General features: G+C 45.4%; 28 protein-coding genes. 17 read left to right on the top strand and 11 right to left on the bottom strand.

Annotated elements, in window-relative coordinates:
* Window position 1: 1 nt before the first annotated feature.
* Complete coding sequence (locus OC443_RS24755) at window positions 2-217, bottom strand: hypothetical protein (protein WP_073579913.1); 216 nt, start codon at window positions 215-217, stop codon at window positions 2-4.
* Between the two features lie 71 nt (window positions 218-288).
* On the opposite strand from OC443_RS24755, the gene OC443_RS24750 reads away from it, so the two are divergent.
* From OC443_RS24750 to OC443_RS24715, 8 genes are all read left to right on the top strand, one after another.
* Window positions 289-942 carry a helix-turn-helix domain-containing protein gene (locus OC443_RS24750; protein WP_073579912.1) on the top strand — a complete coding sequence of 218 codons (654 nt, stop codon included), beginning with the start codon at window positions 289-291 and terminating at the stop codon, window positions 940-942.
* A gap of 469 nt (window positions 943-1,411) precedes the next feature.
* A complete protein-coding gene (locus OC443_RS24745; RefSeq protein ID WP_073579911.1) occupies window positions 1,412-1,888 on the top strand; it encodes an SMI1/KNR4 family protein in 477 nt (158 codons plus the stop codon).
* A 7-nt stretch (window positions 1,889-1,895) separates the two neighbouring features.
* Complete coding sequence (locus tag OC443_RS24740; protein WP_143169207.1) at window positions 1,896-2,336, top strand: hypothetical protein; 441 nt, start codon at window positions 1,896-1,898, stop codon at window positions 2,334-2,336.
* Between the two features lie 13 nt (window positions 2,337-2,349).
* Window positions 2,350-2,760 (top strand): hypothetical protein, encoded by a 411-nt coding sequence (locus tag OC443_RS24735; protein WP_073579909.1) that lies wholly within the window; start codon window positions 2,350-2,352, stop codon window positions 2,758-2,760.
* Between the two features lie 99 nt (window positions 2,761-2,859).
* Complete coding sequence (locus tag OC443_RS24730) at window positions 2,860-3,285, top strand: GNAT family N-acetyltransferase (protein ID WP_073579908.1); 426 nt, start codon at window positions 2,860-2,862, stop codon at window positions 3,283-3,285.
* An 83-nt stretch (window positions 3,286-3,368) separates the two neighbouring features.
* Window positions 3,369-3,524 (top strand): antibiotic biosynthesis monooxygenase family protein, encoded by a 156-nt coding sequence (locus OC443_RS24725; protein WP_200796880.1) that lies wholly within the window; start codon window positions 3,369-3,371, stop codon window positions 3,522-3,524.
* Between the two features lie 38 nt (window positions 3,525-3,562).
* A complete protein-coding gene (locus tag OC443_RS24720) occupies window positions 3,563-3,997 on the top strand; it encodes a GFA family protein (protein WP_073579907.1) in 435 nt (144 codons plus the stop codon).
* The gene (locus OC443_RS24715; protein WP_073579906.1) at window positions 3,994-4,182 is read left to right on the top strand and encodes a hypothetical protein; all 189 of its coding nucleotides are present in this window, start codon (window positions 3,994-3,996) and stop codon (window positions 4,180-4,182) included. The genes OC443_RS24720 and OC443_RS24715 overlap by 4 nt, the downstream gene beginning before the upstream one ends.
* On the opposite strand, the gene nadE is transcribed toward OC443_RS24715, so the two are convergent.
* Window positions 4,172-6,157, bottom strand: coding sequence for an NAD(+) synthase (gene nadE, locus OC443_RS24710; protein ID WP_073579905.1), 1,986 nt, complete (start codon window positions 6,155-6,157; stop codon window positions 4,172-4,174). The two genes, OC443_RS24715 and nadE, sit on opposite strands and share 11 nt — an antisense overlap.
* Window positions 6,158-6,360: 203 nt before the next feature.
* Here nadE and OC443_RS24705 point away from each other — a divergent pair, with 203 nt between their 5' ends.
* Window positions 6,361-6,768, top strand: coding sequence for a nuclear transport factor 2 family protein (locus OC443_RS24705; RefSeq protein WP_073579904.1), 408 nt, complete (start codon window positions 6,361-6,363; stop codon window positions 6,766-6,768).
* Window positions 6,769-6,880: 112 nt separating this feature from the next.
* On the opposite strand, the gene OC443_RS24700 is transcribed toward OC443_RS24705, so the two are convergent.
* From OC443_RS24700 to OC443_RS24690, 3 genes are all read right to left on the bottom strand, one after another.
* Window positions 6,881-7,954 (bottom strand): extracellular catalytic domain type 2 short-chain-length polyhydroxyalkanoate depolymerase, encoded by a 1,074-nt coding sequence (locus tag OC443_RS24700; protein WP_262021768.1) that lies wholly within the window; start codon window positions 7,952-7,954, stop codon window positions 6,881-6,883.
* A gap of 345 nt (window positions 7,955-8,299) precedes the next feature.
* Window positions 8,300-9,553 carry a cytosine deaminase gene (gene codA / locus OC443_RS24695; RefSeq protein WP_200796878.1) on the bottom strand — a complete coding sequence of 418 codons (1,254 nt, stop codon included), beginning with the start codon at window positions 9,551-9,553 and terminating at the stop codon, window positions 8,300-8,302.
* Between the two features lie 359 nt (window positions 9,554-9,912).
* Window positions 9,913-10,704 (bottom strand): arylamine N-acetyltransferase family protein, encoded by a 792-nt coding sequence (locus OC443_RS24690; RefSeq protein WP_073579902.1) that lies wholly within the window; start codon window positions 10,702-10,704, stop codon window positions 9,913-9,915.
* Window positions 10,705-11,122: 418 nt separating this feature from the next.
* Between OC443_RS24690 and OC443_RS24685 the strand changes: the two genes are divergently transcribed.
* The gene (locus tag OC443_RS24685; protein ID WP_073579901.1) at window positions 11,123-11,743 is read left to right on the top strand and encodes a YagU family protein; all 621 of its coding nucleotides are present in this window, start codon (window positions 11,123-11,125) and stop codon (window positions 11,741-11,743) included.
* A gap of 220 nt (window positions 11,744-11,963) precedes the next feature.
* Window positions 11,964-12,539 carry a hypothetical protein gene (locus tag OC443_RS24680; protein ID WP_073579900.1) on the top strand — a complete coding sequence of 192 codons (576 nt, stop codon included), beginning with the start codon at window positions 11,964-11,966 and terminating at the stop codon, window positions 12,537-12,539.
* A 47-nt stretch (window positions 12,540-12,586) separates the two neighbouring features.
* Here the strand turns inward: OC443_RS24680 and OC443_RS24675 are convergent, their stop codons facing one another.
* The gene (locus tag OC443_RS24675) at window positions 12,587-13,192 is read right to left on the bottom strand and encodes a helix-turn-helix transcriptional regulator (protein ID WP_073579899.1); all 606 of its coding nucleotides are present in this window, start codon (window positions 13,190-13,192) and stop codon (window positions 12,587-12,589) included.
* Window positions 13,193-13,454: 262 nt separating this feature from the next.
* On the opposite strand from OC443_RS24675, the gene OC443_RS24670 reads away from it, so the two are divergent.
* Window positions 13,455-14,054: a pentapeptide repeat-containing protein gene (locus OC443_RS24670; protein ID WP_073579898.1), complete on the top strand. Its 600-nt coding sequence runs from the start codon at window positions 13,455-13,457 to the stop codon at window positions 14,052-14,054.
* A gap of 76 nt (window positions 14,055-14,130) precedes the next feature.
* Here the strand turns inward: OC443_RS24670 and OC443_RS24665 are convergent, their stop codons facing one another.
* Entirely contained in the window at window positions 14,131-15,966 is a 1,836-nt protein-coding gene (locus OC443_RS24665) for an RICIN domain-containing protein (protein WP_200796877.1), read from the bottom strand.
* Between the two features lie 420 nt (window positions 15,967-16,386).
* Here OC443_RS24665 and OC443_RS24660 point away from each other — a divergent pair, with 420 nt between their 5' ends.
* The 3 genes from OC443_RS24660 to OC443_RS24650 are packed head-to-tail and all read left to right on the top strand — an operon-like array spanning window position 16,387 to window position 17,801.
* The gene (locus OC443_RS24660) at window positions 16,387-16,821 is read left to right on the top strand and encodes an ACT domain-containing protein (protein WP_073579896.1); all 435 of its coding nucleotides are present in this window, start codon (window positions 16,387-16,389) and stop codon (window positions 16,819-16,821) included.
* Between the two features lies 1 nt (window position 16,822).
* Window positions 16,823-17,467 (top strand): glutathione S-transferase family protein, encoded by a 645-nt coding sequence (locus OC443_RS24655; RefSeq protein ID WP_073579895.1) that lies wholly within the window; start codon window positions 16,823-16,825, stop codon window positions 17,465-17,467.
* A gap of 1 nt (window position 17,468) precedes the next feature.
* On the top strand, window positions 17,469-17,801 hold the full coding sequence (locus tag OC443_RS24650) for a putative quinol monooxygenase (RefSeq protein WP_073579894.1): 333 nt from the start codon (window positions 17,469-17,471) through the stop codon (window positions 17,799-17,801).
* A 202-nt stretch (window positions 17,802-18,003) separates the two neighbouring features.
* Here the strand turns inward: OC443_RS24650 and OC443_RS24645 are convergent, their stop codons facing one another.
* The 3 genes from OC443_RS24645 to OC443_RS24635 all read right to left on the bottom strand — a co-directional run bounded on the left by OC443_RS24645 (window position 18,004) and on the right by OC443_RS24635 (window position 20,291).
* On the bottom strand, window positions 18,004-18,618 hold the full coding sequence (locus tag OC443_RS24645) for a LysE family translocator (protein ID WP_073579892.1): 615 nt from the start codon (window positions 18,616-18,618) through the stop codon (window positions 18,004-18,006).
* A gap of 99 nt (window positions 18,619-18,717) precedes the next feature.
* The gene (locus tag OC443_RS24640; RefSeq protein WP_073579891.1) at window positions 18,718-19,554 is read right to left on the bottom strand and encodes an AraC family transcriptional regulator; all 837 of its coding nucleotides are present in this window, start codon (window positions 19,552-19,554) and stop codon (window positions 18,718-18,720) included.
* A 107-nt stretch (window positions 19,555-19,661) separates the two neighbouring features.
* A complete protein-coding gene (locus tag OC443_RS24635) occupies window positions 19,662-20,291 on the bottom strand; it encodes a LysE/ArgO family amino acid transporter (protein WP_262021767.1) in 630 nt (209 codons plus the stop codon).
* 102 nt (window positions 20,292-20,393) lie between these two features.
* Here OC443_RS24635 and OC443_RS24630 point away from each other — a divergent pair, with 102 nt between their 5' ends.
* Window positions 20,394-21,293 (top strand): LysR family transcriptional regulator ArgP, encoded by a 900-nt coding sequence (locus OC443_RS24630; protein ID WP_073579889.1) that lies wholly within the window; start codon window positions 20,394-20,396, stop codon window positions 21,291-21,293.
* 96 nt (window positions 21,294-21,389) lie between these two features.
* On the opposite strand, the gene OC443_RS24625 is transcribed toward OC443_RS24630, so the two are convergent.
* A complete protein-coding gene (locus tag OC443_RS24625) occupies window positions 21,390-23,174 on the bottom strand; it encodes a nitrilase-related carbon-nitrogen hydrolase (protein ID WP_200796876.1) in 1,785 nt (594 codons plus the stop codon).
* A gap of 535 nt (window positions 23,175-23,709) precedes the next feature.
* Here OC443_RS24625 and OC443_RS24620 point away from each other — a divergent pair.
* The gene (locus OC443_RS24620; protein ID WP_073579887.1) at window positions 23,710-24,453 is read left to right on the top strand and encodes an alpha/beta fold hydrolase; all 744 of its coding nucleotides are present in this window, start codon (window positions 23,710-23,712) and stop codon (window positions 24,451-24,453) included.

The raw sequence follows: 24,453 nt of genomic DNA, 5'->3' as shown, positions 1-24,453 counted from the left end.
CTCAGTCGAGTTGATCGATGCCTGATGCAGCAATGATCTTTGTCCTAAGCTCTTTAGCTTTTGGGCCATTCCATGAACCAACAAGTGCAGCCTTTGCATTTGAAGGAGTAACCTGATGCAACTTGCACCATCCTGAGAATGAAGCTCCTTGTGCGATAAACCCCGCCCTTATGCGACTAAATTCCTCATGAGTTACAGGTTCTTTGAAACTTTTCACTTTTACCTCCTGATTTATTGCATTAGACTAATACGACTAATTAATCACAAATAATAGGCGGATTATCTACAATGTCAACGAAAAATGCATCGTTTAAGTCTAATTTCGGAGAGAAATTGAAAATAGCCAGAAAGGATCTGGGTCTAAACCAAAATATGATGGCGAGTCAACTGGGAATTTCCCGAGACACATTAAGTAGGTATGAGCGCGGAGAATTATCCCCTTCATTGGAAGTTTTTAGTAAGATGCTTGAGCTTTTTGATAACATTGGTTTAAGTGCTGAAGATCTCTTGTTTGAACGTCCTAAGCGTGAAATAACAACTCATTTAGTTCGTTCTTGGGGATGGGCAAAGGGTTATTCATTTGTTTCTGGAGGCTCATTTAGGGTCGGAGCTACATATCGCGACATTGTTCGCTTGATTGAGGAAATGATTAATACTTTCCCCAGTGAAAATCCTTTTACATCCACACCAGAAAAAATGGAGAGCTATTTTTATGCTTTGGAAGAAGATGCCGAAAAACAGGAACAGGGGCAATCAGTACATGAATTTGAACTGCGTATCCCTATCGCTGGTCATTCTGCAAGCCTGAAAGCTGAATTCCCTGACGAGGAAAGAAACGTTGATAAGATCTTCCAAAGATATTTAGATGAAAAGTCTAAGGCCGAAGCATTGGAGCTGGAATTAAATCAATTAAAAAGTACGTCAAAGGTAACAAAAGACTGACTATTTATTTTAAAGGGACAGAGTAGTGCTTGAGTCTATTGGTATAATGTTTCTCTAGCTCGAAAATTTCGATCAAATTCATCAAATTTCTATACTCTGTTAAGGTGGGACAATCATCTCAAAAAGTCGCCCACCTAATCCGCAGCTTTCCCATTTATTCCCGAATCCTTATTGAATTATCTTGACGTTAGGTAGTTATTATCTTGGTTCTATACAGGTTGTCCCTTTTTTTGAGCTGTATTCGCAAAGCGGAATCCTCTCTATTTTATTTTCATCCTGAAATTTCAGTAGCTTTTCACGGGCTGGTGCTTCGAATTTGATAATGTCCACAATCATTCCTCAGATGCCCGGTATTCCTGCAATTGATCGTTCGGGTATGGAATAATTATACGAAAATACCGGGGACAGGCACAGCAAGCTGTTATGATTCATTTACAGTGAGTGATGATAATTGAAGACTGAATTAAACATGATGAATATTCAACTGAAAAACAGCGGGAATAAGATCTGTCAGGCTGATATCAATGAAATCGAAGCGTTGATTAATTTTGAATTGCCAGAGGCGTTCAGAGGTTTTTACCTGCGGCAGAATGGAGGTGTTCCTGAACCGGATTATTTCCCCTGCACTGATAATTATGAACCGGTTTGTATCGCTGATATTTTGAGGATGAAGTATCCATACCAAACAGAAAATACAATTGAAGATATTTACAGGCAGGGAATCAAGAAAAATTTCCTGCCCGGAGAGCTATTACCATTTCCAACAGATTGGGGCGGAAATTTTATCTGTATTGACAAAAATGGTCAGATCTACTTTTATGCAACAGACACATGGCATGAGGATGTCGATCCTCAATTCAATATGGCAAATAATAAAAGACTGATCTGCCATTCTTTTGATGATTTTGTCGACGCACTGGTTAATGAGGAAGATGCTTTTGACTGATGAGGGAATGAGTAATCGTATGGAACAATGTATGGTGTTGGTTCCTTTAAGAATCCCGGAAGGGTGGGAAGTCAAATGGAACCATTTTTATGATATTCGTGCCGAAGAACAAATACCCGAAGACGGTTTTCTTGATTATCCATTTTATGAGGACATGCTTTATATGACGAATCAGGGACGCATGTTAGCGATTGATTTAGGCTGGTATCCTGACTCTGACCCTGAAGGTTCATATCATCTTCTTTTGTTGCAGGCTCATGTGGATGAAGCAGAATTTGACTCTCATGTTCAACAGTCCATCACGAAACGAATAGCAAGTCAGTCGGTTGTTTACCGGTTAGAAAAACAAGTGAGTTATGATTTTGATCATCCCCTTCAGTCATTTCAGTCGAAAGATATCGGTCAGATTCAGCAGCAGATCGATGTATTTTTATCCTGGGAAAGATGAGGGGATATGGTGAGTGATTTCTGCATTTGCGACAACGTGGCATCAATTCCATCAAGCCTGTATTTTGTTATTTGGGATAAAGTGTGACTCTGTAGAAAGTGTTATAAATTTTACATTTGAAAACAATATTTCATGCGAATGGATCCCACTTCATGATTGGGAAAGCTTGGCAGATATTCATATACTGGAAAACCTTCCTTCAGGTAGTGACTTTTCCGGAGACTTATACATACTGGCGGAATCATCATATAAACATTTTCCGTATAAAGTTGCTTCAGATGATATGGTCTGTTTTGCTTCACAGCATTTGTCATATTCAGGTGAATGCCTTTTTAATGGTGATTTGTTGATTTTTAATCCTGTGACGAAAGAGGTGTGGTTATTTCATCATGAAGGCCTGTATTCAAATTTCAGATTAAGATAATCGCGTCTGTCCTTTATTTTTTATTTTTCTGCTTACTTCGCAGTATTCCCAGAGATAAAATTGACGCTTTTCCCGGCAGTAAAAAACACGGAGTCCAAATTGAAAATCGACTTTACGCTATCACCTCAATCAGAAGAGATTGAAAGCATTTATCACGGTTTAGGGGAGTTTAACCAGACATATGTCCCTGAAATTGAAGACCAGTCTTTCGGCTTATTTGTCAAAGATGAATCAGGAAAAGTGATTGGCGGTCTGACCGGGTTTATTTATATCACATCCATTCAAATCAGATTTTTGTGGCTTTCGGATGCACTGAGAAATCAGGGGATTGGCAGTCAGCTCATTCAACGGGTCGAAAATGAAGCCCGGCAAAGAGGTATTCCGAATATCGCCGTTGATACCTATACATTTCAGGCCCCCGGATTTTATGAATTATGCGGTTTCCATGAAATCGGGCGTTACAAAGATTATCTGGTCAAAGGTGTGGATAAAATCTTCTATCACAAGTGTGTGAGCGGTAACTGATAACTGAAGCCCATCATTCCCGCAGTCTTCGTTTGATATGATGCCCCGGATACAGACAGGCCAGTGAAACAGCAAGAGATGGTGTGGGCATTACCGTCTCGTACTGGAATAATCTTGAATCTGTCCGGCGCTGGAAAGCCAGCCTTGAACATCAAGAAGCGCAAAAACCGGGGCATGAGAAGTGGAACTCTGCTTTTAAAACACGGATTGCGAAAGTGGAGCGTGAATATGATATTTAATCGATAGAAATTAACAGGGACAGTCGGGGTGAAAACGGATGTGTGAAACTGAAGAAAAAAATCAATATCAAGGTGCTTGCCTTTGCGGGGGCATTCAATACGCTGTATCCAAAATCGAAGACAGAATGGCGCATTGCCATTGTTCTATGTGCAGAAAATTTCATGGGGCTGCTTTTGCAACGTTTGGTGAGGCCAAAAAAGAAAATTTTCAATGGCTATGTGGTGAAGAACTCATTCGTGTCTATGAAGGAACCAACGGTACAAAGCGGCTGTTTTGCAGTGTCTGCGGTTCAAGTCTGGTCTTTGTTCCTTCCAATGACAGTGGCAGGTTTGTTGAGTTTTCTTTAGGGACACTGGACACGCCAATCCCTCAAAGACCTGATGCGCACATATTTACACAATATTCTGCCGACTGGTATGAAATAACTGATGACTTACCGCAGTTTTTAAACGGGCGGGACGGAAAAGAATGACAAGTGTCTTAAAAATAACGGCTGGCGGGTCGTTTGAACCAGAAAAGGGACAGGCGAAAAGAGACAGTTACCGTTTGTGGCCGCAGACATCTTTGCAAGGACAGGCGGTTAAATTAGGCCCGGTCTTTGGCGTCTGTCCCGGTAAGCTCGGTAAGCTTTACGGTGAACTCAACGTTACCCGGTGAATAAAGAAAACCGCCCGTATGTTTTCGGGTCCAGGGAATTGACTTCAATGTGGAATCCGGGGGCCTGACGTTCTCTTTTCCACTGATTGCGTTTGAACAGACGGAAAAATAAGTCCACATATTGATTCATCTGGGGATGGCTGTATTGAGGGAATTCTCCGGTTAAGATCGCTAAAATCGTTTGCTGGCATTTGCGTTTCACCATAAACAATTCGACAATCCGGTCAAGAATCTCAAAAGGCATCAGGTCATCTTCATCATTTTGCTGTTCAGGCCGCAGTTCTGCCGTCGGGCGCTGATCAACGACCGGTTGCAAACAGGTTAACCGGTAGTGAGTGTCATTCACCAGAATGCCATCGCTGTTCAGCCAGCGAAGTATGTTCAGAATACGGCCTTTGGTAATCCCTGAGATGGGGGCCAGCACACCCGATGAATCGCCGTCCATAGTGACATAACCGACTGCACCTTCAGACATGTTCGATGTCGTCAGCAATAGCTTATTCTCAATATTTGCCAGCATCCAGATACCCGGCGCGCGTACCCGCGCCTGAATATTCTGAAGCGGAATATCATCCTGTTCCCAGGTTAAAGGGCGGCCGATGGTTTTTTCAGACAAAGCCCGGTAATTTGCGATCAGCGGGTCGATATCCCAGTCATCAAACGCAGCACCGGTGCCGGTAGCGACCGACTGAGCGGCATTCAGCGTTGTCTCACTGCTGTTTCGGGTACCCTGATACAGCGTCAGCATGTAGCGCTGCATGATCTGTTTTGTCAGGGCCGGGATGTCACCCGGTGACGTTTCCTTTTCTTCGGATGACGCGGGGAGAAACTGTGTTAAGTGTCGGGAAAGTTTTAAGCTTTTCTGCTTATATTCGGCCAGCTCCAAGTAAACTGAAAGATGCGTTGCAGCGGCGACCAGCGCGCTGTCTGCACCGCCGCTGAGGCTGAGTGCAAAACCATTGGTACAAGTCTTTTTTGACCAGTCCCGCAAACCAAGCGCCACGGCCCGAACCGCCTCTTCATGTTGCAGGTGCTCCGAATTTTCCCAGTGGTGAATTTGAGCCGGGGCTGTTTTATCTGTTTGCTGTGATAAATGAGCTGGTTGCAGATGGATCGTATCTGTTTGTATATGGCTGTATTCTGCGGTTTGCGAATTCATCTGGTGGACTAACCGGTTATCATGGGCATCAATGGCAGCGAAGATCACGGCAGAGTCAGTAAAGTGCAGCCGTTCTCCCTGTGCGACAATATCGCCGCCGGAAGCGATCAGGCAGCCACCATCGTAAACTGCCCGCCCGGCTTCACAACCATTCAGGTTCGAGTAAATGTAAGCCGCACCAAATGTCCGGCTGCCGTCAATCACAAGCTGCTTGCGTGCCTCAAACTTGCCAATGGCAAAGTGGCTGGCCGAAGCGTTAATAATGATGTCGACACCCCGCTCAAATAAGGCGCGGGCAGAGCGGTTTGGCACCCATGATTCTTCACAGGTTTCAAACCCAATCCGGTAGCCGCAATAGTCGAAGACCGGGTCGCCGATGGCAATGGGATAGCCGGTGATCTGGTCGGTTTCAACGACGGAACCGGACTCCCATTTTGAGAACCAGCGTGCTTCATAATGAATGCCATTCATTGCCAGTTGCTTCTTAAACGCCATCCCCTGAATGATCCGGCCATCATCATTGTTTTGCAGCAGTGCCACGGCGTTATATAAGCGATTGCAAAAGAGCACAGGTAAACCCACGGTGACCAGCACGCCCTCAGGAATCCTGAGACAGGAAAGGGCTTGTAATGCAGTATCCGTCAGTTTTTCCTGATAAAAATAATCTTCACAACCGTAACCGGAAATACTGAGCTCCGGAGTCACAATCAGCGTTGCACCGGCTGCTGCACAATGATCAATGACAGACTGAATGCGGGAGATATTGCCTTCCCAGTCCCGCGGGGTTTGGTTAATGCTTGCCGATGACACGATCATTGTGCTTGCCTCTGGATGTGGTGTGCTTTTGAGAAATTATAACCTTATCGCCGGGTGAGCTGAATACCGGAAGATGATTTGATTCTGTTCTGCTATCACAACAAGATGCCGCTATACAGAAGGTGAAATAAGAAGTAGTGTTCGTTTTTACAGGCAAAGAAGAATGAATAGGGACAGGCAACTGTATAAATGGGTGAATCGTTATGGAACCGAAAGACATCATTAAATTATGGGTAGAAGCCTTTAATCAGGGCGATGCTGAGAAAATCGCCACTTTTTATTCTGATGATGCAGTGAATCATCAGGTCGCTAATGAACCCGTTATGGGTAAGGCAGCGATTAAGAAGATGTTTGTCGATGAATTTGCAGCAGCCGAAATGGTTTGTATCGTAGAAAATATCTTTCAGGATGGCGACTGGGCTATTCTGGAATGGAAAGATCCTATGGGTCTGCGCGGATGTGGATTCTTCAAATTTGAAGCAGGGCTTATTACTTTCCAGCGAGGGTATTGGGATAAGTTAAGCTTCTTAAAGGCACATAATCTGCCGGTTCCCGTTTATACCCAAGTACTATCTCAGCCTGAGGATATCCGGCAAAAAGCAAACAAATAAGGACAAACGTTTAAGTTCAGTATTTAAAGCGTCAGTCCCGATAAATCCAGTCCCGGTAAATCCAGTCCCGGTAAATCCAGAGACAGACGCTTTCAGAATCATGTTTTCAGAATCAATGTCCAGGACTGGTTAAACGCTGAATCATTCGATACACCGCCCGGATTTGTGGGGCATCTTTGGTATAAAAATCTCCGAATGGGTTCTGAGGTTCTGAGTATCCCCAGTAATCCCAGCATCCTTTGGGGTTTTCAGGTTCAGTTGCGGTCAGGCTGGCAGAGCGATGAACCTGCGGATACAACAAAATCAGGTGATTCGCATCTGCATATTGGTTATACCCCGTACCCGTATAGAATTTATCGCCAATCACTGTGGCACCTTGCCGGCAGCCATGGAAGATGACATGAACCGCACAGGTGGTTCCGGATTTACATTGCGGCGGAATATAAACATAGCCCGTTTCATCCATACTGGTAAAAGGTTCCTGAATAAATTCGGATTGATCAAAGGCCTCCGGTGTTGCCGCAGGATTTGTTTCGCTTGCCGTAAAATCAGGGTAGATCTGAGATAAAATGCGTCCGGCTTGCGAAAATCCACAGTTGTTGATGTAGGGCGACCGGGTCACTGAACATGCACTATCTTGCGGATTATCGGTAATAAAAGCATGTCCGGCATTGACATTATCGTCGTACCATATAGCACGTTCACTGACACCAAGAGACTGAAAGAAAGAGATATTCTGATCGACGACTCTTTGTGTCACCGTTTGGTCATTGAGGCCGCCAAAAATATAATAATGCGCTGTTTTCAGATGCTGAATATCGTCGATTTTCCCACTGGCTGAGAGTTGTCTGGTGGTTGCAATCAAATGAGGCGTATTGGGTTCCCAGAATGAATACCGGGGATTTTTACATGTTGTAACTGACGCAATTTCATAAGGGAGCGGCCATGAACCTGAGCAGAGGTAAGGCCCTGCGCCAACAATTCCGACACCTTTCATCATCGCAGAATGTGCCATGAAAAATTGCCCTGCCATATATCCGCCGGAAGACAACCCGGATACTGATGTGTTTTGGATATCCGCTCCAAGCGCGGGAAGTTTCTCTGTTGCATCTGCCTGAAAAGTAAATATAAATACTAATATGATTGCCAAAAACTTTGGCAAGTTGAGTTGCGTTTGCTTCATCATTTCCTTTGACTCGCTGTAATTGAGTGCCATGTTAGGGAAAATGATTGTAGCCTCAATATGTGTCATGTTTAATACAAAGGCAGGCTGATTATCATCTTGAAGTGGAACAAAATCTATTGAGGGAAATTACAGAAATTACAGGGACAGGCACATTTAAATGTTTCTTTTAAATCTTTTCAGAAGTGTCTGTCCCCGGATACTTTTTGTCCCCGGATAATTTGTGCTCTCAGATACTTTTGTAAACCGCCAAAAGGACCGGACAATCATCAGTGATTTTCATTAAGCAAGCCAGAGGTCAAACTTTCCGGCTGTTCTGTACAATATTGCTGAATACTCAGCGGTGACTTATTGTGTGAGCCGGACGCGTTCTGAGATGACGGCCGGCTGGCGTGAGAGCAGGATTTTGCCCTGCCGGACGGAATACAATACCTCTCCCTGTTTTTGAATGACTTCTATATCATTCTTACCTTCGATGACGATAAAGTTAGCCGGTTTACCCACCTCGATGCCATAGCGCGCTGCAATATTTAAAGCTTTAGCGCTATTGTCTGTAATGAGATCCAGTGCGGTTGATAAATCCTCATATCCCATCATGTGGCATGAATGCAGGCCCGAATCTAATACGCGCAGCAGTTTACCGTTACCCAGTGAATACCAGGGATCCTGAATCGAATCCTGCGCAAAGCAAATGTTCATGCCTGCTGCCCGGATTTCTTTTACCCGGGTAATACCACGGCGTTTTGGGTAGGCGTCAAACCGCCCCTGAAGATGAATACTCTCAGTCGGACATGAAATAAAATTGATTTTCGACTGCTTCAGCAGGCGAAACAGTTTATGACAGTAAGCATTATTATAAGAGTGCATTGCAGTCGTATGGCTTGCCGTGACACGTTCCCCCATTCCTTTTTCCAGAGCAACAGTTGCCAGTACTTCAAGAAAGCGGGAGGCTTCATCATCGATTTCATCACAATGGATGTCCACCAGCTTATGGTGTTTCTCAGCCAGTTCCATCACCCACACCACAGATTGAACGCCATACTCTCTGGTGTATTCAAAATGAGGAATGCCGCCGATGACATCAACGCCATAATCCAGTGTTTTTTCCATGAGTTTCTTTCCTTCCGGAAAGGATAAAATCCCTTCCTGAGGGAACGCCACAATTTGCAGATCAATGTAGGGGGAGAGTTTGGGTCTCAAGTCATTGATTGCTTTCAATGCAACCAAATCAGGATCGGTCGTGTCGATATGCGTTCTGATATGCTGAATGCCATTTTCTGATAACAGCTCTACTGTTTTCAAAACCCGTTGCTGAACATCATCATGAGTTAGCATCGGCTTTCTTTCGGCCCAGCATTCTATTCCCTCAAACAGTGTTCCACTCATATTCCAGCGGGGTTCACCCGCGGTCAGGACTGCGTCTAAATGAATGTGAGGTTCAACAAAGGGAGGACACAGCAGGTTTCCTCCCGCATCGATATCTGCATGCGGATTTTCAATCCTGTCCTGTTGCGGAACAATTGATTTAAATTTGCCGTTATCACACACAATCGTGTAATAACCATCCTTTCCTCTTAAACTGGCATTGATAATGATCATCATTTATTCCTTGTTCAATTTATTTTATGACTCAGGTCTGCGGATTCATTCTCTGATGAGAAAATCAAAATATGTGATAACAACTCTCAGATCATGGCATTTTATTTTTATATACCCAAACAACCTGAAAATGCAGGTTTCCGTGAGATTTGTCAGGCTCTGAGACAAGGCACTGATTTGTAGACATGGTCATTCTGGGTTGAAAATCAGTAGGTATATCTGACCCAAAACTCAGTCATGATAATCGTACCTATCGGAGGAATAAAAGTCCCGGTAATTTATCTTTGATGCGCCTGTCCCGGTAACCCTGTCCCGATAATTCCCGGTCACCCAAATAAATCATAACAACAGTAAACGGTGATTTAAAAATGCTTTGTAATTTCCTGATAAGGGATATTCAGCTCAATTCCGAAATATGTTTTTAAAGCTGAAAAATAAGATTGCTCACTTTCAAGAATGATTTCCCGGGTACTTCCAGGGCGTTTGATTTTTAACTGATTGTTTAGCAGCGTGATAAGGCCTTCATCTGTCCTGAGTGAAGCAACACATGTCGAGACAAAGACAGAGTCTGCGCTGGTTGAGGTAAAGTGATTGCCATAAGCGATATCGCCTTCACACACATGACCCATGTCCAGACTGTATAAATTCCTCCAGCCCGGATTGCTTTGCTCCTGAAGGATAATGCCAAAGCACTCATCTTTAATGAAACGAAATGTTTGAATGTCGGTTGATATTTCCTGATTAAAGATAACCGGAAGAGGCGCCCGTGGAGTATTTGCACCAAACCCGGCATCAACAATCCACGGCCTGCCTCCGAGGGTGACCAGATTGATAAAATGCCCGCGACCCGATGGTTTTTCTTCCAGATGAACCCGGCCCAGTAATGGCCTGACATCAAATCCGACAAACTTTAATATATGGGACAACAGACCATTTAATTCAAAGCAATAACCGCCTCTTTCCTGAATAACCAGTTTTTGATAGAGCGCTGCTTCGGACAAAAATGGCGTTGTGCCATTGATCACATCAAAATTTTCGAATGGTATTCTGCTGTGCTGTAATTGATGAATTTTTTTCAGGGAATCAAGCGCAGGCTCTATATGGCTCTTCATCCCGATTTTATTTAAATAATTTGCCAGCATTTCTGAATTCATAAAAACTTAAGCCTTTCCCGGACGGACCCTGATATATTTTCAATGGATTCAGTCTAAACGACGATTAACTATCAGAAAACTAAAACTTAATAAATGACGATATATTGCATCTTCATGTTGCTTGGGAATATAAAAGAATGATATGACGAATATTTCGTCTGCGAATCTATTCCGGCAGAATTGATCCGATCCGGGTAAATTCTGAAATAAGCGGTTTCTCTTCAGTTTCCGGTTGAATTTGGTTTTGGAATAGCGTCCTGAAACGTTTTATGCTTCCTGACTTATGGTGCCAAATCGTGCAAATGATTCACCAAAGTTATGATTTTAAATGCATTTGAGTTGATCTGTACCCGTATTTTATGTGCTTCAATATGTTATCCTTACCTTTTGTTTTACAACATTTTTTAACGGGAACATTATGAACTTTTTTATCCAAACCGATCCATCACGCCGGCGTTATGGCGTTGCGGCTTTTATTGGTGTAATTGCCGGTATTGTGTCTGCATTTGTGAAGTGGGGTGCTGAACATCCGCTTCCGCCCCGGAGCCCGGCTGATATATTTCAGGCTGCCTGTCCTCCTGAGGCATTAATCAGAGCGGCTGATCAAATTGACTGCTCAAGAAACTTTCTGAACCCACCCTATGTTTTTTTACGTGACTGGCTTGGCGTTGCGGATCCTAACCAGGCTGTATATACCTTTGCCGGTCATGTGTTTAACTGGGTTGGTGTCACGCATATTATTTTCTCGCTGGTGTTTGCCGTCGGATATTGTGTGGTGACGGAGAGATTTCCTAAATTTAAATTATGGCAGGGGTTACTTGCCGGCGCGCTGGCACAGCTTTTTGTCCATATGATTTCATTTCCATTGATGGGACTGACACCTTCTCTGTTCAGCCTTCCCTGGTATGAGCATGTGTCTGAAATTGTCGGCCATTTGATTTGGTTCTGGTCAATTGAAGTTATCCGCCGGGATTTACGTAACCGAATCACGCATGAACCGGATCCGGATGTTGAAATCAGCTCAATGGGCTATCGGTAATAATAAGGTTTAGCATGACAGACAAGAGGCGCCTCAAGTGCGCCTCTTGTCATTGATGTATACCCAGGCAACCTGAACCCTGCATCTTCAGGTTGTTTGGGTATATTATATTGAACGGAGTCTGTTTTTTTTATTCAATTACGATCGGATTCTCAATTTTATTTATATTTTCTTTTGCTGCCAGAGAATCAGAGTATTTTCTCTAAAAAAGGAAATATTAATGAAAAAGTTTGTGTTACTTCTTATTTTTTTGAGCTGTAAAGCAAGTGCATTCAGCGAAACAGCATTAGATTTTAGTCATTTCTCAGTGATGAATGATAATACGTCAGACACTGGCGGATACCATTATCAGTCTGATTTCGTTAATGAGGTCGTCTTAAAAAAAGAACGCCCGGTTTCAGGTCCGGTGAATTACTGGGGCTGGGGCTCCGGTGGTACTCTGGAAGGTATTGCCGCGATGGAGATCATGGCTGCCGGGTTCTCATATTGGGGAGCGACAAACCCGACCGGATTTGGCTGGTTTACACTGAGTGGCGGCGTTGGCGCTTTGACGGCTTTACCTGAAGGCATTCTCTGGAGTGCTTCTCTTTTTGCTCTCAGCGATTATAACTTCAAGATGGCCGATCGGGACGATTTGGATGAAGAGGATATTTTTATCCGTAACTTTGTTGCGATTCATGCCATTTATGCCACGTTTTATGCGACAACTATTCTTTTCCCTGCATTTGATGGTGACTTAGCTCTGTACCCGGATACAAAAGGCAACTGGTATCTGAACTATAGTTATTCGTTTTAAATGCATATCGCCTGATAAGTATTGTCTTTGTTCAGCAAAAGGACGTCTTACGGTTTGGTCCGGTGAACGGCAATGGTGCCGTCCGGAATATTGCCGGTCAACCGGGTGAGATGTTCCACGCACTGCGCTGTCATCCGCCATTGTAATGGGCTGGATTTGACCAGCATTCCGGTGGTGATCAGTGCACGATGTTCTTCTGACGGCTGACAGATTTGCTTTAAGGTCCGCTGAAGCTGGAACAGCCTGGCTTCCGGGCATGAGCAGGGAAAAGCCAGGATAAGCGTTTTTTCTGTGCGCTGATACATATACGGCTCAAACCGGGAGGCTTTCTGCGCAACTTTTGTCAGTAATGGTTTTGCGGATGCCTGAAACCAGAGAACGATACTTTTCCGGGTTTCATCTGTTGGCAGGTCGCCGGTTCTTGAAGTTTCATGAATAATCAGATCGTCGACAGGTACAGAGAAAAAGTGGGCAAGCCGGGCCGCGGTTCTCTGGCTGAGTGTTCTGCCCCGTTCGGCACGCTTAATCGTGGCGATGGACACACTGCATCCTTTTGTTTCCCGGCAGGCTTGTTCTAACCCCTCTTGTGATAAAACACGCTGCTCTCTGAGCCGTTTGAGTTTATTACTATCAATCAGAACGGTATGTGCCATACATTCCTCCTCATGAAGATCAGGTCTTGTTTTATGACGCTGAGCTGATGAATAGGGCCGACTGTCTTTACCTGTGAGATTGCCCGCCCGACACTTTGAATTTATGCCTTGTCTGCTAAAAAAACTATTACACGTTATTACAGACCGGATTACAGACCAGCGATGATGGCGGGCCGGAAATGACGAAAGTCAGCCCGTCGCTTTTCCCGCCGGGAGGGAATGGGTATATTGGTATGTCATCATCAGTTGCAGCGGGGCAGTTATGGATAATTTTGAAAACGACAGAGCGTATCTTGATGTTTCATTCACCAGGGTTGAATGGCCGGAAGCAGATTTCCGGGGCATTGAGTTTGAAGAATGTCAGTTTTCAGACTGTGATTTTTCAGGAGTGACCTTTAAACGCTGCAAATTCCTGAATTGCGAATTCAGAAACTGTAATCTGAGCCTGTCAGATTTTTCTGAAACCCGGTTATTCGGCATCACATTTCAGGATTGTAAGCTAGTGGGTGTGGACTGGACCAAAGCAAGCTGGCCGGTATTTCATGCTGACTTTGAATTACAGTTTATCCGTTGTCTGTTAAATGATTCATCCTTCTTTGGCTTAACTTTGAATGCGTTGGTTCTGGATGAATGCCGTTTGCTCGATGTTGATTTCCGGGAAGGCGATTTTAAAAAATCGTCTATGTGTGGGTGTGATTTCACCCGGAGTTTATTCATACGTTCTGATTTGCAGGATACCGATTTCAGCGGTGCAACGGGGTATGCAATCGATGTGCTGGAAAACCGGGTCAAAGGGGCGAAGTTCTCCCGGTATGAAGCGCTGAATTTACTTGATGCGCTGGGAATTCAGCTGGTTGACTAAACTGAAGCCTCAGATAAAAAATCCGGGTATCAACGATACCCGGACAGAACAGATAACGAATGGTTAACGTATCGTCTTATTTTGATTCAAAAGAACCTAAATCAGGCGCGCTGCCGTTGTAGTCCAGACCAACATCTGTACCGGCATCAATCAGGTCGCTGCCTTTTTTCAGGTGGAAGAACTCAACCACTGGCAGGCTGCCATCGCTCTGACGAGAGGCCAGTAAGTCATCAACATCGACACTTTCGAAGTCAGATGAAGAGAATGAGATGCTATTCTGCCAGCTGTTATTTTTAATGCTGGTTGAGCTTGCGCCAAATTTATCGCTGCTGTCACCGTCCAGTGAAACACTGTTTTTGATGGTGAGTTTTTTCAGCTGACGGGAACTGCCATCGCCTAAACCGAAGTTACGGGAGTTGTCATAAGCAACTGCGTTGTAGATAGTGACTGTGCCCCGGTTACTGTTCTGGTCATAACCATCTGCGGTATTTCCGGCAGAAATAGTATTAATATAGAGACCATTGTGAGCTAAGTCTTTTCCGTCACTGCCGCCGGTTTTAAAGCCGTTACCATCACCCACACCTTTGGTGCCGTTTTTCTGATAACCATTACGGATCATCCAGGAGTATTCCCAGGTGGTTGTTACGGTATAGCCATTGTCACGCAGGTAACCATCAAAACCGTCATCCAGGTTGTTCCATGCCCGGCAACCGTAGAAATAGTTACCTGTTCCAACTTTCAGTTTCGCAGCAAACCCATCAGCATTTTCCAGCGACGAGTCAGCGTTGTAGTAAGAGTCAGAGTTTTTGACGAAGTTATAAGCAGCACCTTTATCGATTTGCAGGCCGGTATCTGAGTTTTCATAGAACTTCATGAACTCAATTGTGTTGTGTGAACCAGTCAGATACATACCGTTGTCACCGGCTTTCTTGATATCAAAGCCGTAAATGTGCCAGTAGTCTGCGCTGACCTGGAAGCCGCGGTTACTGCTGTTTTCAGACATGGAAGAGAAATCGAATACCGGACGATCATCACCCGGATAAGCACTCAGCACAATCGCTTTTGATGACGTGCCACTGTTTTTAATCTTGATTGTATCTGATGAATAGTAAGTCCCTTCACGGATATAAATTACATCACCAGCACTGGCATCATCAATGGCATCAAGTAAGCCTGCCAGCGTTGAAACCACTTTTGCATCTGAGTCGACACTCTTAATGAACGAAGGTTTGCCATTGGTTTGCGGTTCGCTGTTTGCGCCCGCATTTTTCGCTGCATCAGCGGTTGGTGCAGCGGCTGAACTTGAAATGTCAACGGATGAGCTGCTGCCTGAGTCCGAACCTGAACTTGAACCTGAGTCAGAACCACAGGTTCTTGTGACGGGCTCCAGCCACCAGCGCTGAGAACTAACGCCGGCATCTTCGTTCTGATAAATATCAGAACCTTCAGTTGACCCGGCCACAGTCAGAGACATGCCTGATTTTTCGTTGACGATTTTATAAGTGCCTTTATAAGTCCCGGATGTTATCTGAACCAGTTGCCATTCCTGGCTGGATGAGCTGCTGTATGGTTTTTGCTGAACTGTAGCGCCATTGCTTTTGGAACCGCCTTTTACAGTTGCAGCATAATCGGTATTTGACGCCTGAATAGCCCAGTAACCATTACTTTGCTGATTCAGTTTGAACCGTTGGGAGTCACTGCCGGTATTCTGTTGTAATTCCACATTGGCTTTTTTTGCGGTTGATTCTGCAGCCATCAATTTCTTCGCACCAGCATTGACGATTTTGTAAATGATGCCGTCTACCGGTTTATCTGTACAATAATCAGCCGCGAAAATTTGTCCGCTGAGCATGAGGGTGCTCATTGTTCCGGCGATGAAAAACAGCCTGTTCCTGACGTTGTTGTTATTCACAGTATGAGTCCTTATATGATTAGAATTATGGTTGAATCAATGTAACAGCTGTGTAGCATACATTTTGCTACTGGTTACATGTGCAATTTACTCATAAAAAATGAATTGCGTGTGAATATTAACAAATCAGTTTGTACAAATTAGCTGTGAATTTGAAAGAACGGGAAGGCCGTTCAGGAAATCGGATTCAGATGATTTATTTTGTGAAATTAAATGATGTGCAACAGATATAAATTCAATAATGTGCATCAAACGCGGATGCACTTGCAGATTATTTAAATATATATGCATAAAGACAAATCTGCCAGGTGCCGGGATTTATTGATTGCCCTCATTTGTTAATGATAAGTTATATACCCAAGCAACCTGCATCTTCAGGTTGTTTGGGTATAAGATACTCAACAAGATGGAAATTGTTCTATGTCAGGTATTACGGAATTAGAGGAACTGCTCAGATCGATGCGCCCGGCATTGCTGGATGCTGAGTTTGTTTTTTGTACAGTACCCGGTGATTTAAGCGATTATATCCGGCTGAATCCGATTGCCACATTTATTGAGGCGGAAGGTTTAACCCTGGTATTAAATAAAACCATCGCTGAGGATGCCGGATTATCGTTCGAGGGTTCATTCCGACAGATTACACTCACCGTGCATTCAAGCCTTGAAGCTGTTGGTTTAACGGCTGCAGTCTCAGCAAAACTCGCTTCCGAAGGGATTAGTGCTAATGTGATTGCAGCGTATTATCACGACCATATCTTTGTTCAGTCAGCAAAAGCGGATGCTGCGCTTTCTGCATTACTTGAATTCAGTACGCAAGACGGTCAGACTGATATCAAACAGATAAAAAGGGACTGATATGTATCAGCTTTATTACGCTCCGCAAACGGCCAGTATGGCTGCCCATTTTCTGCTTCGGCACATGAATCTGAATTATGAGCTGATTCTGCTGGATAAAAAAAATAATGAGCATAAATCACCGGAATATCTGAAGATCAATCCGGCCGGGCGGATTCCGGCACTGGTGGCTGACGGGCAGGCGATTTTTGAAAGTCCGGCCATCTGTATTCACTTGTGTGAATCTCATCCTGAATCGGGCTTGATTCCGGCTGTCGGAGAAGCAAATCGTCCGCTGTTTTTCCAGTGGCTGGCTTATCTGAATAACACCCTGCAAACAGAACTGATGGTTCGTTATTACCCGCAACGACATACAACGGATGAGCAGGGAATTCCGGCGGTAGTCGCTGCGCAGGATGAACGCATTGCAGAAGCGCTGGCAGTGATCAATGATCAGCTGACCGGTAATCAATACCTGCTGGGCGATCAGCTGAGCGCATGTGATTATTTCTTTTTTATGCTGGCAGGGTGGGCGACACCGGTTGAAAAATCACCGCTCACCTTCCCGGCAATCAAAGCTTATTTACAACGTATGAGCCAGCTTCCGGTGGTGAAAGCTGTGTGTGACGTTGAAGGTGTTGATCTCTCGCCCTATCAGGAGTCATGACATGAGTTCTGAAGTTATCTTATACCCAAACAACCTGAATCCTGCATCTTCAGGTTGCTTGGGTATAAAAGGGTATATCCTTGTTCCGCCGGCCGATCTTGAGGTTGTCCGGAAGGAACTTGTTCACCACCAAAGGCTGACTCATCAGGAACCGGGATGCCTTGTATTTGAAGTGACTGAATCGGAGTCAGAGCCTGGCCGGTTTGATGTTTATGAAGTATTTGTTGATCAGGCGGCTTTTGATGCTCATCAGGCCAGAATGAAATCTTCCCGCTGGGGAGCCGTGTCTGTCCATATTGAACGGCATTATCAGATTCTCAGTGAAAATTTCTGAGGCATTTTGTTCGTATTTTCAGTGGCAGTACTGTGCTAAAAAGGGATATTTTCATAGTCAGTGGCTTTCAACTGTTGATCACTTTCAGTTGGTTAAAAAGCAACCAGGGCTGAATATGCCCTGTCATTTCCTGTTTTCGATTCATCTGCAATTTGTACAATCCAGCCGGGTATTTCATTACTATTTATTCAGGCCGTTTTAATTACCCTGATGTCTGACAGAAAAACAGCACCGCCTGCGAATAGCCTAACTTCAGGGCAACAATAATCAGCATTGCGGCGAGTAACCGGTTAAAGCTTTTAAACAGTCCCGGTTGCCTGATCCGACGGCCAAGTAAGCTGCCGCTGATGGCGTAACTGAAAGGTGCGCCAAAAGCCAGCACGCTCAGACCCGCAGACCAGATCAGAATGTGCCAGCCACTGATACCGGCAGCCGGGAGCTGAATTGTCGTGATTGGGATGACGGCAATAATCCCTTTGGGATTCAGTGCCTGCATCATCAAACCATCGATGAATCCGGGTAATTGTGCCGGGGTTGAGTTCTCAGACAAACCAGCGGATGCCCGAAATATTTTTACGGCCAGATAAACAATATAAACACAGCCGGGCACCGAAATAAAAAACAGCCACTCAGGTTGGATGATACTGGCGCCTGCATATCCGGCAATGGTGAGACAAAGGAACATTGCGCAGCCGACACCGGCGAAAAATCCGAGTGAGGCTCTGGTTTGTTTCATCATCCCCTGATTGAGGCTGAGTAAATTCACCGGACCCGGTGAATACATGATGCTGATGGCGTACAGCAATATTTCTGACATGAGAAATCCTTCTTCTTTGAAAGAATAATGAGTGAGATTGGTTCTGAATGAAGAAAACCGGGTTGAGAAAACGGTGTTAAAGCATCGGCCTGACGTAGTTTAGCGCCGGTACATTAACTGACGCTGGTACTGCTTTGGTGTCATCCCAAAGACCTTTTTAAACTTTCGGTTCAGATGACTGACATCAGAAAAGCCGTACCGGAATGCGATATCCGTGATTTTCTCACCGGATTCAACCACCCTCCGGATCTGATTAATCCGGCAGTTGAGAATGTACTGATGTGGTGTGATACCAAATTGTTCCCGGAACAGGCGGATAAAATGATATTTGGAAATATTTGCGGCCTGACTCATGTCATCAATTGACAAATTGTGTTCCAGATTGTCGTGAATAAAGTCTTTTGCCTGCAACAGCAACCGGTCTTTACGACGGGTCGGAAATGGCAGTGGCATCGCCCGGCGATTCAGCCGGGCTACTGATTCTGCAATTTGGATCAGACCGGCTTCCTGTTCGATAATCGTGCTGTCTTCAGATTGCAGCACATGACCGAATTGCATCACCTGGCGATAAAACAGCGGATCAGAAATCAGGGAGTCTTTCAGCCGGAGATGGTTGGGATGATCCACACCCATCGCCCGGATCATCGGCTCCAGCCTGTCTGCCGGCAGATAGAAGACATCATATTCCAGCACCTGCCCGGCCCCGGCGTTGCCGTCATGCACTTCTTCAGGATTAAAAAAGAACATTTGTCCGACATGACTTTTATAGTTTGCTCCGCGGCAGAAAAAATCCTGACGACCTTTGCGGGTAATGCCGATGGTGTATTCTTCATGAGCGTGCCGGTCGAAAGTAAACTCTTTCATCACTGCAGACAGCATTTTCACACCCTGTATATGGGGGCTTGGCAGATAGTGAAATTTTTCCTGCGGTTTCATGATGGCAGCTCCTTGCGCTGTACCTCGCTGATGACAATTTTCATCCTAAGGGATTGCGCCGGATAAAAATAGAACAAAATTGCGATCCGGGTAATCTGCGGGGCTATTCAGGATAAGGGCGTCAGTAACAGCATCATCGACAGTGTCATCAGGATGATGGCGACCAGTGCATCGAGGACGCGCCATGCCTGCGGGCTGCGAAACAGAGGTAACAACACTTTTGAGCCATAACCCAGTGAGATGAACCACACAAAGCTTGCCAGAATCGCACCCAGCCCGAATCCCCACCGGGCAAATCCATTGTAACCGGCCGACAGACTGCCAATCATGATCATGGTATCAAGGTAAACATGCGGGTTGAGAAATGTATAACCAAGGCAGGTTAACAGCACCTGATGACGGCTCACTGTCAGCCCCGAAGCGGGAGACAGACCGCCGGATCCTTTCCAGGCGCTGGATGCTGAAAGTAAAGCATTCACACCAAGAAATGCGGCACCGCCAAACCGGAAAATATCCAGCACCACCGGCCATTGCTGTACCACAAAGCCAATCCCGGCAACCCCGCAGCTGATCAGCAGGATATCTGCAAGAATACAGGTGGTCACGATCAGGCCGACATGCTGGCACTGTAAGCCCTGACGCAGCACAAAAGCATTCTGCGAACCGATACTGATAATCAGCCCGGCACCGGTGCCGAATCCTGCGATGAGTGAAGTAAAAGGCATTTTAAGTCTCATAGATGTTTGATGATAAGAAGCGCCAATTATCTTTCAGTCGCAATGATTAGAAAAACAATATAATCTTAATCTGATTAAGAATAACTTAATTAAGAAGGTGCTATGAGTCTCGTTTCTCCCCAGATCGTTGCATTGATTACTGTGATTGAAGAGCGTAGTTTTGAAGCAGCAGCAAGGCGCCTTTCGGTCACGCCATCTGCGATTTCACAGCGGATCCGGACACTGGAAGACCGGGTCGGGCAGTTACTCGTCGTCCGGCAGGCGCCATGTCGTCCGACACCCGCCGGTCAACAGTTACTGACCAAAGTCAGGCCGATGTTACTGCTGGAAGCTGAAGCTATGGCGGAATTTCATCTCACGCAAGACAGCAGTAAGTTATCCAATACTTTTTCTGTTGCGGTCAACGAAGATTCGCTTTCCACCTGGCTGATTTCTGCCTTTGCCCGCCTGCAACATGAGCATGGTTATCTGTTTGATATCCGCGTTGATGATCAAGATTTCACCCTGGATCACCTGCGTGAGGGTTCCGTGATTGGTGCAATTACCTCTGAGGCCACGCCACTACAGGGATGTGCCGTCCACAGACTCGGCAATATCCGTTATTGTGCCATCGCCTCTCCGGAGTTTGCTGAGCGTTACTTCAGCCAGGGGCTGACAGCCAAAGCTTTCGCTGAAGCACCGGTTATTGTGTACAACCGCAAAGATCCGTTGCAGTCGAGATTTATGCACGCTGTCACCAGTGAATGGATTACGCCAGCGGCCGTGCACTATTTACCGGACTCCCTCGGTCTGGTTGAAGCCGCATCCCGGCATATGGGCTGGACCCTCGCTGCTGAAGGGCTGATGACCGAAGCACTGGCAAAAGGGCAGATTATTAATCTGGTCCCGGATCAGTGGCTGGACGGGCCGTTATACTGGCAGCACGCAGCTATTCGTTCTGTGGCTCTGTCTCAAATTACCGATGTTTTTTATGCGGAGTCTGCGGCAACACTGCACCGTTGAGCCGGTTGTTCAGATTGAGTTGACTTATGTGAACAGACACCAGTGATGGTGTCTGTTCTTCATGATTGACAGAATGACTGTTTCAGCCAGGGCTTGTTACTGTTGCAGTAGAGGTTTATAGAAGAAAGGCCTTCTGGAAGAAACCATATTGTACTGGTTAAGCCACCAGTCATTTTGTTTGGTCTTGAAAGATGCCCTGAATAACTGGGCTTGGGTTGATGAAGCAACTTTAGCCTGATCCAGACCGTATAAAGGGTCAAGTGTATAAAGTGCACTTTCACCTTTGTAATGATTGTCTGTTCCGACAAAGTTAGAAACGATCGTATAAGCCTGAGCTGAGAAAGCGACACTATCCCATAACACCATTGAGTGTGCCGGATAAGGATTTGCAATGGCTTTCTGATTGACCTGAACATAGCCACCATAATGGCCTGCCCATGAAGATGGGATTGCGATCATGTCGGCCCGTTTGCCACTCAATATACCAGCAACCTCCGGGTACAATACGTCTTCCCCGGACATCAGGCCCAGACGTCCTAACTCAGGAATATCGACCGTTTTAATTTCATCACCTGCGGTTGCCCACTGTTTCTCATCGGCATTCAGATGAGTTTTACGGTATGAACCCAGTATATCGCCTTTGGTATCCAGCACGACGGTAGTGACGTAAAGTTTGCTGTGTTTATCTTTTTCAATCAGTGAGTAAACCAGATTAATCTTGTTTGCTTTTGCCAGCTTGCTCATTTGGCTGAATGTTGAGCCATGAATCTCTTCAGCCCAGCTTTTCGCATTCTGACTCATTTTGGCGGTTTCACCGGTAAAACTGTATTCAGGTAAGACTGCCAGCTGTTCATTTTTCAGCTTGCTTAACATTGCTGAGACAGTTTTGATGTTGGCTTGCTTGTCGCCAATGACCGGTTCGAACTGGATGGAAACGCTTTTGATTTCTTTTTCCGTTTTATTCGTCGTGTAATCCCACGGGGCAACCTTCAGCATTAATGGCTGGTATAAATCTGTCCGGCGGTTGGCCAGTCTTTCTGTTCTGACACTGTATCTGGCCGGATCAATTTCAGCGTAAACAATGCGGGTTTCTTTGGGCGAAGGATCTTTTTTACCGACATAAGGTGCTTCAACCAGCTTATTGCCATCAGGATCCCAAATGGCACTCATGCCAACCATATGGAAATTTTTCTCTGTATTGTTACGGTTGGCTTCAACAATATAAACGCCATTCTGCATTGCTCTGGACTGATTATAATAAATGGCCTGGATGGACGAATTGGTTGGAAATGCAATAATATCAGCCCCTTCGATAGCCGGGATCCGGGCACTTTCAAAATAACCGGAATCCATACAAATATTGATTGCGATTTTCCCCAGTTCGGTATCGAAGACCGGGAACCCCAGATCGCCCCAGGCAGCCCAGTGTTCTTCTGCTTCCCACTGGTGTGTTTTCCGGTATTTCCCCACGACGCCTTCAGGGCCGACTAAGACTGAAGCATTGTAGTAGATACCTGTCTGTTTATCTTTTTCCGCCATACCAATCACGATATAGGCATCATATTTTTTTGCGAGTTTGCCCAGCGCATCCGACGTAACACCCGGAATAGTATCCACATAAGGTGCGATTTCTTTACGGCTTGAATAAAGGTATCCGGTTGTAGACATTTCCGGTGCAACGACCAGTTTTGCCCCTTTTTTCAGCGCTCTCTCTATATCCTGACTGAGGTGGCTGATATTTTTGTCTCTTTCATGAAATACCGGATTAAACTCGACAGCGGCCGCGAGAAACGGATGCTGAACCTGAGCGTAGCCTGGTGTGGTGAACAGTACCGGTGATATTGCTATCCCCAGTGAAAGAAGTGTTTTTTTTAAATTCACGGTCTCATCCTTATTCGTGACTGATTTCTTATGATGTACTTGATTCAGTGCATCACTTTCTCCAGGGTTATACCCAAGTGAGCTCAAGATGCATGTTCAGAGAGAATTGACTGGTTTCTGAGCAAAGCACTGATTTGTAGACATAGTCATTCTACGTTGAAAATATAATTCTTATCTTCAAAAAACATACCAACAATATTATCAACATCAGGGTGCCAGAATGATGTGAATCCCGGACAATCCGCATTAAAATGGTGCAAAACCGGCAGTGCTTTCTCAGCTATGGTGCAATTTTAATTGTCAGGCAGTGCAATCAAATGGCTATCATTAAAAATACCGCTGTGACCGGCAGCTATCGGTCCGCCATTTCACAGGCTGTTCCACAGATCGGTTTACAGCGTGTGCTTTCTGTATATACCCAGGCAACCTGAACCTGCATCTTCAGGTTGTTTGTATAGTGCTGGTCAATTCCTCCGAAGTATGAGACAAAAGAAAGCACAGAAATGGAAATCATCAGAATTGATGGAGCAGCATATTGAACCCTCCTATTGTATTAATCCGGGGCTTATTTCGTTCTCAGTTTCACTGGGGGGAATTTCCGCAGATGTTGCAGGCGTTATATCCGGACCGGCCGGTGATGTGCCTTGATATTCCCGGTGCCGGTAAACAGCATGATGCCATCTCTCCTTCATCTGTCCGCGGCATGGTGGAAAACCTGCGGGCCGGTTTCACCGGTACTGAAAAGCTGGATATTATTGCTGTCTCCATGGGGGGGATGATTGCGCTGAAATGGGCCGAATTATATCCCGGTGAAGTTGCCTCTGTGGTGTGCATTAACACCAGCGCAGCGGGCTTCAGCCCGTTCTGGCAACGCTTACTGCCTGAAAATTACTTTCGGTTGCTTATTGCTTTGTTTGCCGGAGGATACCGGCGGGAATCGGTCATTTTCCGGCTGGTGTCTAATCAGCCACCGGACAGGCGGGTGATTGAACAATGGGTGGCGGCGGATAAACAATACCCGATGAAGCGTATGAATTTTTTCAGGCAGCTATATGCGGCTGCCACGTTTGAGGTTTCCCGCCCGGTTTGTCCGCTGCTGTTTATTTCATCCTCTCAGGATCGGCTGGTCTGCCCGCAGGCGACCCGGGCGATTGCACATGCGTGGCGTGAACGTCTGATTATTAATGAACAGGATGGCCATGATATTCCGCTGGATAATCCACAATGGCTGTGCCGGCACGTGACCCCGTGGCTGCTGAGTGGCCGGATGCAGGAGTAG

Source organism: Vibrio quintilis (assembly GCF_024529975.1).
Lineage (GTDB): Bacteria > Pseudomonadota > Gammaproteobacteria > Enterobacterales > Vibrionaceae > Vibrio > Vibrio quintilis.
This window is presented reverse-complemented; position numbering and strand designations above follow the sequence as displayed.

Bases quoted from the DNA above. Each gene is read 5' to 3' on its own strand.
- OC443_RS24750 (WP_073579912.1), top strand. From the start codon at position 289: ATGTCAACGAAAAATGCATCGTTTAAGTCTAATTTCGGAGAGAAATTG.
- OC443_RS24745 (WP_073579911.1), top strand. From the start codon at position 1,412: ATGATGAATATTCAACTGAAAAACAGCGGGAATAAGATCTGTCAGGCT.
- OC443_RS24740 (WP_143169207.1), top strand. From the start codon at position 1,896: ATGAGTAATCGTATGGAACAATGTATGGTGTTGGTTCCTTTAAGAATC.
- OC443_RS24720 (WP_073579907.1), top strand. From the start codon at position 3,563: ATGTGTGAAACTGAAGAAAAAAATCAATATCAAGGTGCTTGCCTTTGC.
- OC443_RS24715 (WP_073579906.1), top strand. From the start codon at position 3,994: ATGACAAGTGTCTTAAAAATAACGGCTGGCGGGTCGTTTGAACCAGAA.
- nadE (WP_073579905.1), bottom strand. From the start codon at position 6,157: ATGATCGTGTCATCGGCAAGCATTAACCAAACCCCGCGGGACTGGGAA.
- OC443_RS24705 (WP_073579904.1), top strand. From the start codon at position 6,361: ATGGAACCGAAAGACATCATTAAATTATGGGTAGAAGCCTTTAATCAG.
- OC443_RS24700 (WP_262021768.1), bottom strand. From the start codon at position 7,954: ATGATGAAGCAAACGCAACTCAACTTGCCAAAGTTTTTGGCAATCATA.
- codA (WP_200796878.1), bottom strand. From the start codon at position 9,553: ATGATGATCATTATCAATGCCAGTTTAAGAGGAAAGGATGGTTATTAC.
- OC443_RS24690 (WP_073579902.1), bottom strand. From the start codon at position 10,704: ATGAATTCAGAAATGCTGGCAAATTATTTAAATAAAATCGGGATGAAG.
- OC443_RS24685 (WP_073579901.1), top strand. From the start codon at position 11,123: ATGAACTTTTTTATCCAAACCGATCCATCACGCCGGCGTTATGGCGTT.
- OC443_RS24680 (WP_073579900.1), top strand. From the start codon at position 11,964: ATGAAAAAGTTTGTGTTACTTCTTATTTTTTTGAGCTGTAAAGCAAGT.
- OC443_RS24675 (WP_073579899.1), bottom strand. From the start codon at position 13,192: ATGGCACATACCGTTCTGATTGATAGTAATAAACTCAAACGGCTCAGA.
- OC443_RS24670 (WP_073579898.1), top strand. From the start codon at position 13,455: ATGGATAATTTTGAAAACGACAGAGCGTATCTTGATGTTTCATTCACC.
- OC443_RS24660 (WP_073579896.1), top strand. From the start codon at position 16,387: ATGTCAGGTATTACGGAATTAGAGGAACTGCTCAGATCGATGCGCCCG.
- OC443_RS24655 (WP_073579895.1), top strand. From the start codon at position 16,823: ATGTATCAGCTTTATTACGCTCCGCAAACGGCCAGTATGGCTGCCCAT.
- OC443_RS24650 (WP_073579894.1), top strand. From the start codon at position 17,469: ATGAGTTCTGAAGTTATCTTATACCCAAACAACCTGAATCCTGCATCT.
- OC443_RS24645 (WP_073579892.1), bottom strand. From the start codon at position 18,618: ATGTCAGAAATATTGCTGTACGCCATCAGCATCATGTATTCACCGGGT.
- OC443_RS24640 (WP_073579891.1), bottom strand. From the start codon at position 19,554: ATGAAACCGCAGGAAAAATTTCACTATCTGCCAAGCCCCCATATACAG.
- OC443_RS24635 (WP_262021767.1), bottom strand. From the start codon at position 20,291: ATGAGACTTAAAATGCCTTTTACTTCACTCATCGCAGGATTCGGCACC.
- OC443_RS24630 (WP_073579889.1), top strand. From the start codon at position 20,394: ATGAGTCTCGTTTCTCCCCAGATCGTTGCATTGATTACTGTGATTGAA.